The sequence below is a fragment of the Corynebacterium sp. HMSC074C03 genome (assembly GCF_001838285.1).
Taxonomy (GTDB): domain Bacteria; phylum Actinomycetota; class Actinomycetes; order Mycobacteriales; family Mycobacteriaceae; genus Corynebacterium; species Corynebacterium amycolatum.
In genome coordinates, this window is record NZ_KV836220.1 from 81,064 (window position 1) to 87,549 (window position 6,486).

Consider the following 6,486-nt stretch of genomic DNA (forward strand, 5'->3'; position numbering starts at 1 on the left):
CGCACCCCTTCCTACTTCTTCTCTACGAACGACAAATCGCCGATTGCCGGCTTGTCGTCGAGCTCGAACTTGTCGCCCAAGTGCTTCCTCAGGATCTTCTGCAGTTCACCGGTGTCGTACAGCGATTCCAGCGCCTCGTTGATGGCCTCACGGCTGGCATCATCGCCCTTGGGCAGGCCGATGCCGTAGTACTCGTTGGTCCAGTAGGAGCCATCGGGGTTGCGCAGCTCGACCACGCGGAAGTCATCGCCGAAGCGCTCCTTGTAGCGCTGGGCGAAGCCCGCGAGAATAGTCGCATCGGTGGTCACAGCATCGACCACGCCCTGCTTCACACCTTCGGCGCATGCGGCGTAAGTATCGAACTCCTGTAGCTGCACCTCCGGCAGAGCGTCCTTGACCTTCTGCGCTGGGGTGGAACCGGAAACAGAGCACAGGCGAGTGCCCGGGGCGACGTCGTCAAGCCCCTGGATGCCCTCGGAACCGCGCACCAACAGTGCCTGGTGCGTGACCAGGTACGGGCCGGCGAAGTCAACCGCCGCCAGGCGGCCAGCGTTGATGGAGTAGGTGGCGGCGATCATGTTGACCTCGCCGTTATTGATCAGCGTCTCGCGCTGAGCGGACGGGGTCTCGCGCCACTCCATCTCGGGCACGTCCCAACCGTTCTTGTTGGCGATGTACTCAATGACGTAGCGGGAGACATCAGTATCGACGCCCGCGAACTCGCGATCCGGGGTGCGCTCACCGAGACCCGGCTGGTCATACTTCGTACCTAGCGTCACGTGTCCGGCCTCGATATCGGCCAGCAGGTTTCGGGGTCCGCCGCTACCGCAGGCTGCGAGGCTCATTGTCGTGGCAACAGCTACGACAGCCGCCGCAACTCGCTTGCCGACGACACCTCGGCGGCCCTGGTTGCGACTGCGTCCCTGGCCTCCTCGTAATAGTGAAAACTTCATGGTTACCAGCCCCGCCTAGTGCCCGACGATCTTGGCCAAGAAGTCCTTGGCGCGATCGCTCTGCGGGTTGGTGAAGAAGGTCTCCGGGTCGGCGTCTTCGACAATGGACCCCTCGGCCATGAACAGGATGCGGTCGGCCACGCGGCGGGCGAAGCTCATCTCGTGGGTGACGCAGACCATGGTCATGCCGCCGTTGGCCAGGTCGGTCATGACATCGAGGACCTCGTTAATCATTTCCGGGTCGAGCGCGGAGGTGGGCTCGTCGAAAAGCATGACCTTCGGGTCCATGGCCAGGGCGCGGGCGATGGCGACGCGCTGCTGCTGGCCGCCGGAGAGCTGGGCCGGGTACTTGTCGGCCTGTTCCGCAATGCCGACACGGGCGAGCAGCTTGTCCGCACGCTCGCGGGCCTCGGCTTTGGAGATCTTGCGGACCTTCAGCGGGGCCAGCGTGACGTTGTCCCGAATGGTCATGTGGCTGAAGAGGTTGAACTGCTGGAAAACCATGCCAACCTCAGCCCGCAGACGGGTGAGTTCCTTACCTTCTTCTGGGAGAAGCTTGCCGTTGATGCGAATTTCGCCGCTGTCGATGGTTTCCAGGCGGTTGATGGTTCGACACAGTGTGGATTTACCAGAGCCGGAGGGGCCGAGGATAACTACGACCTGACCAGCTGGGATTTCCAGGTTGATGTCGCGCAAAGCGTGGTAATCGCCGTAGTGCTTGTTCACCCCGGCAATCGAAATCATGCTCTGTGGTGTGGATGATTCAGTCATGGGGGAAAGTATAGGTGACTCACCGCACATAACCGCTATCGGTGTTCCTTGTCCGATATTCACCTGTGAAAAGTGACTGCACACCAATTAATAGTGGCTGCACACCAATTAGTTCTGAATATTTACGTGATGGCGCTGCGCAACAGGCTTGCGGCCATGTACGAACCAGTAGAAAACGGCCGCGAGAACCACTACAACCGCCAGGCCTGCGTACATCTTGTCGAAGCCAATCGTGGCAGCTACCGAGCCCAACACGATTGGGCCAAGGCCGATGCCTGCGTCGACAAGCAAGAGCAGCGTCGAGATACCCGTGCCCAACTTGTGCGCCGGCGCCAGGTGCACGGAGATGGTCTGGCACGCTGGCATCAGCGTGCCGTAGCCCAGGCCGCAGAGCGCGCCAGCGGCGATGACGTGCCAGTCAGCGGTTGCGAAAGCCAGAACAAGCAGCGAGATGGTGAAGCACACCAGGCCGATGGCAATTACCGGGTTGTCGCCGCGACGATCCTGTAGGCGTCCCAGCGAGAAGCGTGCTGCCATCATCGCCACCGCATAGGCGATGAAGAAGAAGCTGGCGCCCCTAGCCAGGCCGCTCAGCTGCGAGTATCGGTTCAAAAACGTAATCACGCCCGCATACGCCAGGCCGATGAGCAGCATGAACAGACCGATCGGCACCACTCTCGGCGTCATGATGTCATCGAAGGAAAATGTGCGCTTCGTCTCGCTTGCCGACGAATCCTCGGTGGCCTCGGCCTTGGTTTCCGCAGTGGTGGGCCCGTTGTGTTGTGGCAGAACGAGTGCCAGCACCAGTCCGACAATGGACAGGCCGAGGGCTGTGGCAAAGAGGACGCTGTAGCCGACCGAGCCAATAAGGGCTAGGCCGAGAGCTGGGCCAATCGCGGTGGCCAGGGTGGTACCGAGCGAGATATAGCCAGTTCCCTCTGCGCGGCGCGAAGCCGGAATAGCGGTCTGGGCGGCGGCCATCACGGCGGTGGAAGCTAATGCGTAGGTCAGGCCGTGGATGATGCGGATTGCAATCAGGACCGGCAGGGATGCGGCCCAAATGTAGGCGGCACAGGCTGCCACGATGACAGCGAGCGAGCCAAGCATGATTCTGCGACCACCGAAGGTGTCCACCAAGTAGCCGGAAAAGAGACGCGCGATGGTGGCGCCGACCACGAAAGAACTGGCAGCGAAGCCGCCGGCGGCATCTGAGGCGGAGAAGCGCTGGACGGCGTAGAGCGCCATGACTGTGATTGAAAGGTAGAACACCAGGTACATGCTGAAGTTAATCAGCCAGCTGATGATGAACGCAGGGGAGAAGAGCTTGTCTTGCCCGTGCTGCTCGTCCTGCTCGTTCTGTCTGCGCCTGTTCTGCGTGGTCGTATGCGTTGTCATGCTGAAAATACGGTCTCTTTTCTCGTTTGAAAACGATCGTGGAATTAGTGCTGTGGTAAAACTGCTTCCCGGCATTTGTATCGTGCAAAAATGCAGTTAGGGGTCGAATTATAACAATTGGTTTGTATGGTGCAAACGCGCTTTTTCGGCCTTAACCCCATCCGCGGCGCGCTAGAATAGGAGCTGTTCAGCAAACAGATACATCTCGCAGGCCCATTAAAGGGCCGACATATAGGCGACAAGAGGATTGACTGCCATCGTGCGAAACGACGACCTAGCCGCGCTCGTTTACGAGAACATGCTGCTATCCCGGGTGAGCTCCAGCGGCTACCGACCACATCGCAAGGACATCCTGTTGGATCGCTCCGCCGCAGCACTACTGGCACGACTGGAAGCGCAGCCGGATATGACGGTCGCCGAGCTTTCCGATGCGCTGGGGCTGGACATTTCTACGGTGCACCGCCAGCTGGCCGCCGCCATGCGGCAGGGGTATATCGCGAAGAGACCCGCGCCGTCGTCAAGCGCGAAGGTGCATAGCGCGACCGACAAGGGGCTAGAGCTGCTGCACCGGGAAATCGAGGCGCGTAAGAAAACCGTCGATGACATTACGCATGACTGGGAGGACTCGGAGCTCGTGGAGTTCGTGCGATTGATGCGCAAATTCAACGAAGGCGTGGAAGAAATGCGTGGTCATCCATGGCCTAGATAACCGCGGATGCCGTGGTCATGGAATACTTGAGGGCGTGGCTGAGAAAAAAAAGATTGCAAACGTCCTTGCTAACCGATACGCCTCTGCGACTCTGGCGGAGTTGTGGAGCCCTGAGTACAAGATCATCCTCGAGCGCAAGCTCTGGATTGCAGTTTTGAAGGCCCAGGTCGCCCGCGGAATCGAGGTTCCGGAGGGCACTATCGAGGCGTATGAGAAGGTCATCGACCAAGTTGACCTCGACTCCATTGCCGCCCGTGAGCGTATTACTCGCCACGATGTGAAGGCCCGCATTGAAGAGTTCTGTGAACTGGCTGGCACCGAGCACATTCACAAGGGAATGACCTCACGAGACCTGACTGAAAACGTCGAGCAGCTGCAGGTTCTGCAGTCGCTGAAGGTCGTGCGTGACAAGGCCGTTGCCGTTGCCGCCCGCACTGCTGAGAAGGCCTCCGAGTACCAGTCGCTGGTCATGGCGGGTCGTTCCCACAACGTCGCCGCGCAGGCAACTACTTTGGGCAAGCGCTTCGCCTCCGCTGCGGACGAGATGCTGCTGGGTATCGAGCGCGTAGAAGACCTGATTTCCCGCTACCCGCTGCGCGGCATCAAGGGCCCGATGGGCACCGCCCAGGACATGCTGGATCTGCTTGACGGTGACGAGTCCGCGCTGGCCTCCCTGGAAAACGAAATCGCTGAAGGCCTCGGCTTCGACCGCGTCTTTGACTCCGTCGGTCAGGTTTACCCGCGCACCCTCGACTTCGACGCTCTGTCCGCGCTGGTCGAGCTCGGTGCAGGGCCGGCATCGCTGGCCACCACCATCCGCCTGATGGCCGGTAATGAGACCGTCACCGAGGGGTTCAAGGAAGGCCAGGTTGGCTCATCCGCCATGCCGCACAAGATGAACGCCCGCTCCTGTGAGCGCGTCCACGGTTTCCAGGTCATTCTGCGCGGCTACATGACCATGCTCTCCGAATACGCCGGTACTCAGTGGAACGAAGGCGACGTTTCTTGCTCCGTGGTCCGCCGCGTTGCGCTGCCGGATGCCTTCTTCGCCATGGACGGCATGTTTGAAACCTTCCTCACCGTCCTGTCCGAGTTCGGTGCATTCCCGGCCATGATTGACCGTGAGCTGGAGCGCTACCTGCCGTTCCTCGCCTCCACCAAGATCCTCATGGCAGCCGTCCGCGCTGGTATGGGCCGCGAGGAAGCCCACGAGATCATCAAGGAGCACGCCGTCGCTACCGCACTGGATATGCGCGAAAAGGGTGCTGAGCAGAATCTCACTGAACGTCTCGCTGCAGATGAGCGCTTCCCGCTGGATGCCGCAGGGCTTGCCGACGCTCTGGCAGACCGCCATGCGTTCATCGGTGCCGCAGAATCGCAGGTTGACCGTGTAGTTGCGCGTGTGCAGACCGTCGTGGACAAGTACCCAGAGGCCGCGGCCTACAAGCCGGGCGAGATTCTGTAGCTTCGCGAGCGTCACGCGCGAATCGCGAAACGTGAAACGCGAAACGCGCAAACGTAAGGACCTTTGAAAAACTCTGTCACGTTGGTGGCAGAGTTTTTCTTCGTTTGTTGGCGAAACCACCAGTGAGCAGCCAAGTTCCTCGGTACGATGAGCGATAAGTATCGAAACCTCTACGCGAAAGGTGCCCGACGTGACATCGGCTGTTAGGACTTCGCTTTCTCGCCCAGGTGCCACATTGAATGTGCTGCGCTGGGTCCCAGAAAATGACAAGGGCGCGCCCATTACTCCTAAGGGAGTGGTGCAGATTGTCCACGGCATGGTCGAGTACGCCAACCGCTACGCTAAATTCGCCGAGTACCTCGTATCCCAGGGCTATGCCGTCGTCGCGCACGACCATCGCGGCCACGGTATGACCAAGACGGATGCTGGCATCCCGGGCTACTTCGCTGACTACGGTGGCTGGAATCTCATTCTCGAAGACCTCCACGCAGTGCGCCAGTACGTTGATGCAGAATTCCCAGGCAGCAAGCACTATATTCTCGGCCACTCCATGGGGTCGCTTCTGACTCGTAACTACATCGCCAAGTACGGCGAGGGGCTTACCGGCGTCATTATCATGGGCACCGTGTCGTGGCCAGGAGCTAAGGGCGATGCGGGAATGAAGGTTGCAAACCTGCTGGCTAAGATTCGTCCTACCGCGCCGGGCAAGCTGCTCAACACTCTCACCTTTGCTGATTACAACAAGGGCTTTGAGCGCCGCACTAAGTTTGATTGGCTCACCCGTGACCACAAGATTGTCGATGCTTATATTGCGGACGACAAGTGCGGTTTCGTTCCCACCAATGCCTTTTTCCGCGACCTTCTCGTCGGCACGCACTACGCGAATTCGTCTGAAGCCTATGAGAAAGCGCCTGATGATCTGCCACTTTTCGTGGTTTCCGGTGCCGTTGATCCGGCGGGTGGCGCTGGCTGTGTGACTGAGGTCGTGGGTAAATACCTGAACGCGGGGAAGAAGGACGTGCGCTTTAAGGTCTACCCGGATGGTCGCCATGAAATTCTCAACGAGTTGAATAAGGAAGAGGTCTACGCCGACATTTTGGCGTGGTTGGAGTCCCGCTAAGGGGAGCTGGTTAATAGGCGAAAAGTGTGTCCGCTCGGCGTGTCGACCGGCGTGTTGACCGGCGCGACAGCGG

The 6,486-nt window shown here is 59.7% G+C and carries 6 protein-coding genes; 3 read left to right on the forward strand and 3 right to left on the reverse strand.

Features of this window, described 5'->3' with window-relative positions; translation table 11 throughout:
• Nucleotides 1-11: 11 nt before the first annotated feature.
• The 3 genes from HMPREF2847_RS06485 to HMPREF2847_RS06495 all read right to left on the reverse strand — a co-directional run bounded on the left by HMPREF2847_RS06485 (nt 12) and on the right by HMPREF2847_RS06495 (nt 3,119).
• A complete protein-coding gene (locus HMPREF2847_RS06485) occupies nt 12-953 on the reverse strand; it encodes a glutamate ABC transporter substrate-binding protein (RefSeq protein ID WP_070851886.1) in 942 nt (313 codons plus the stop codon).
• Nucleotides 954-968: 15 nt separating this feature from the next.
• A complete protein-coding gene (locus HMPREF2847_RS06490) occupies nt 969-1,697 on the reverse strand; it encodes an amino acid ABC transporter ATP-binding protein (protein WP_070851908.1) in 729 nt (242 codons plus the stop codon).
• Between the two features lie 135 nt (nt 1,698-1,832).
• Nucleotides 1,833-3,119, reverse strand: coding sequence for an MFS transporter (locus HMPREF2847_RS06495; protein WP_070851887.1), 1,287 nt, complete (start codon nt 3,117-3,119; stop codon nt 1,833-1,835).
• 259 nt (nt 3,120-3,378) lie between these two features.
• Here HMPREF2847_RS06495 and HMPREF2847_RS06500 point away from each other — a divergent pair, with 259 nt between their 5' ends.
• From HMPREF2847_RS06500 to HMPREF2847_RS06510, 3 genes are all read left to right on the forward strand, one after another.
• Nucleotides 3,379-3,828, forward strand: coding sequence for a MarR family winged helix-turn-helix transcriptional regulator (locus HMPREF2847_RS06500; protein WP_038626519.1), 450 nt, complete (start codon nt 3,379-3,381; stop codon nt 3,826-3,828).
• 34 nt (nt 3,829-3,862) lie between these two features.
• The gene (gene purB, locus HMPREF2847_RS06505) at nt 3,863-5,293 is read left to right on the forward strand and encodes an adenylosuccinate lyase (RefSeq protein WP_070851888.1); all 1,431 of its coding nucleotides are present in this window, start codon (nt 3,863-3,865) and stop codon (nt 5,291-5,293) included.
• A 190-nt stretch (nt 5,294-5,483) separates the two neighbouring features.
• Nucleotides 5,484-6,413: an alpha/beta fold hydrolase gene (locus tag HMPREF2847_RS06510; protein ID WP_070851889.1), complete on the forward strand. Its 930-nt coding sequence runs from the start codon at nt 5,484-5,486 to the stop codon at nt 6,411-6,413.
• The last annotated feature ends 73 nt before the right edge of the window (nt 6,414-6,486 follow it).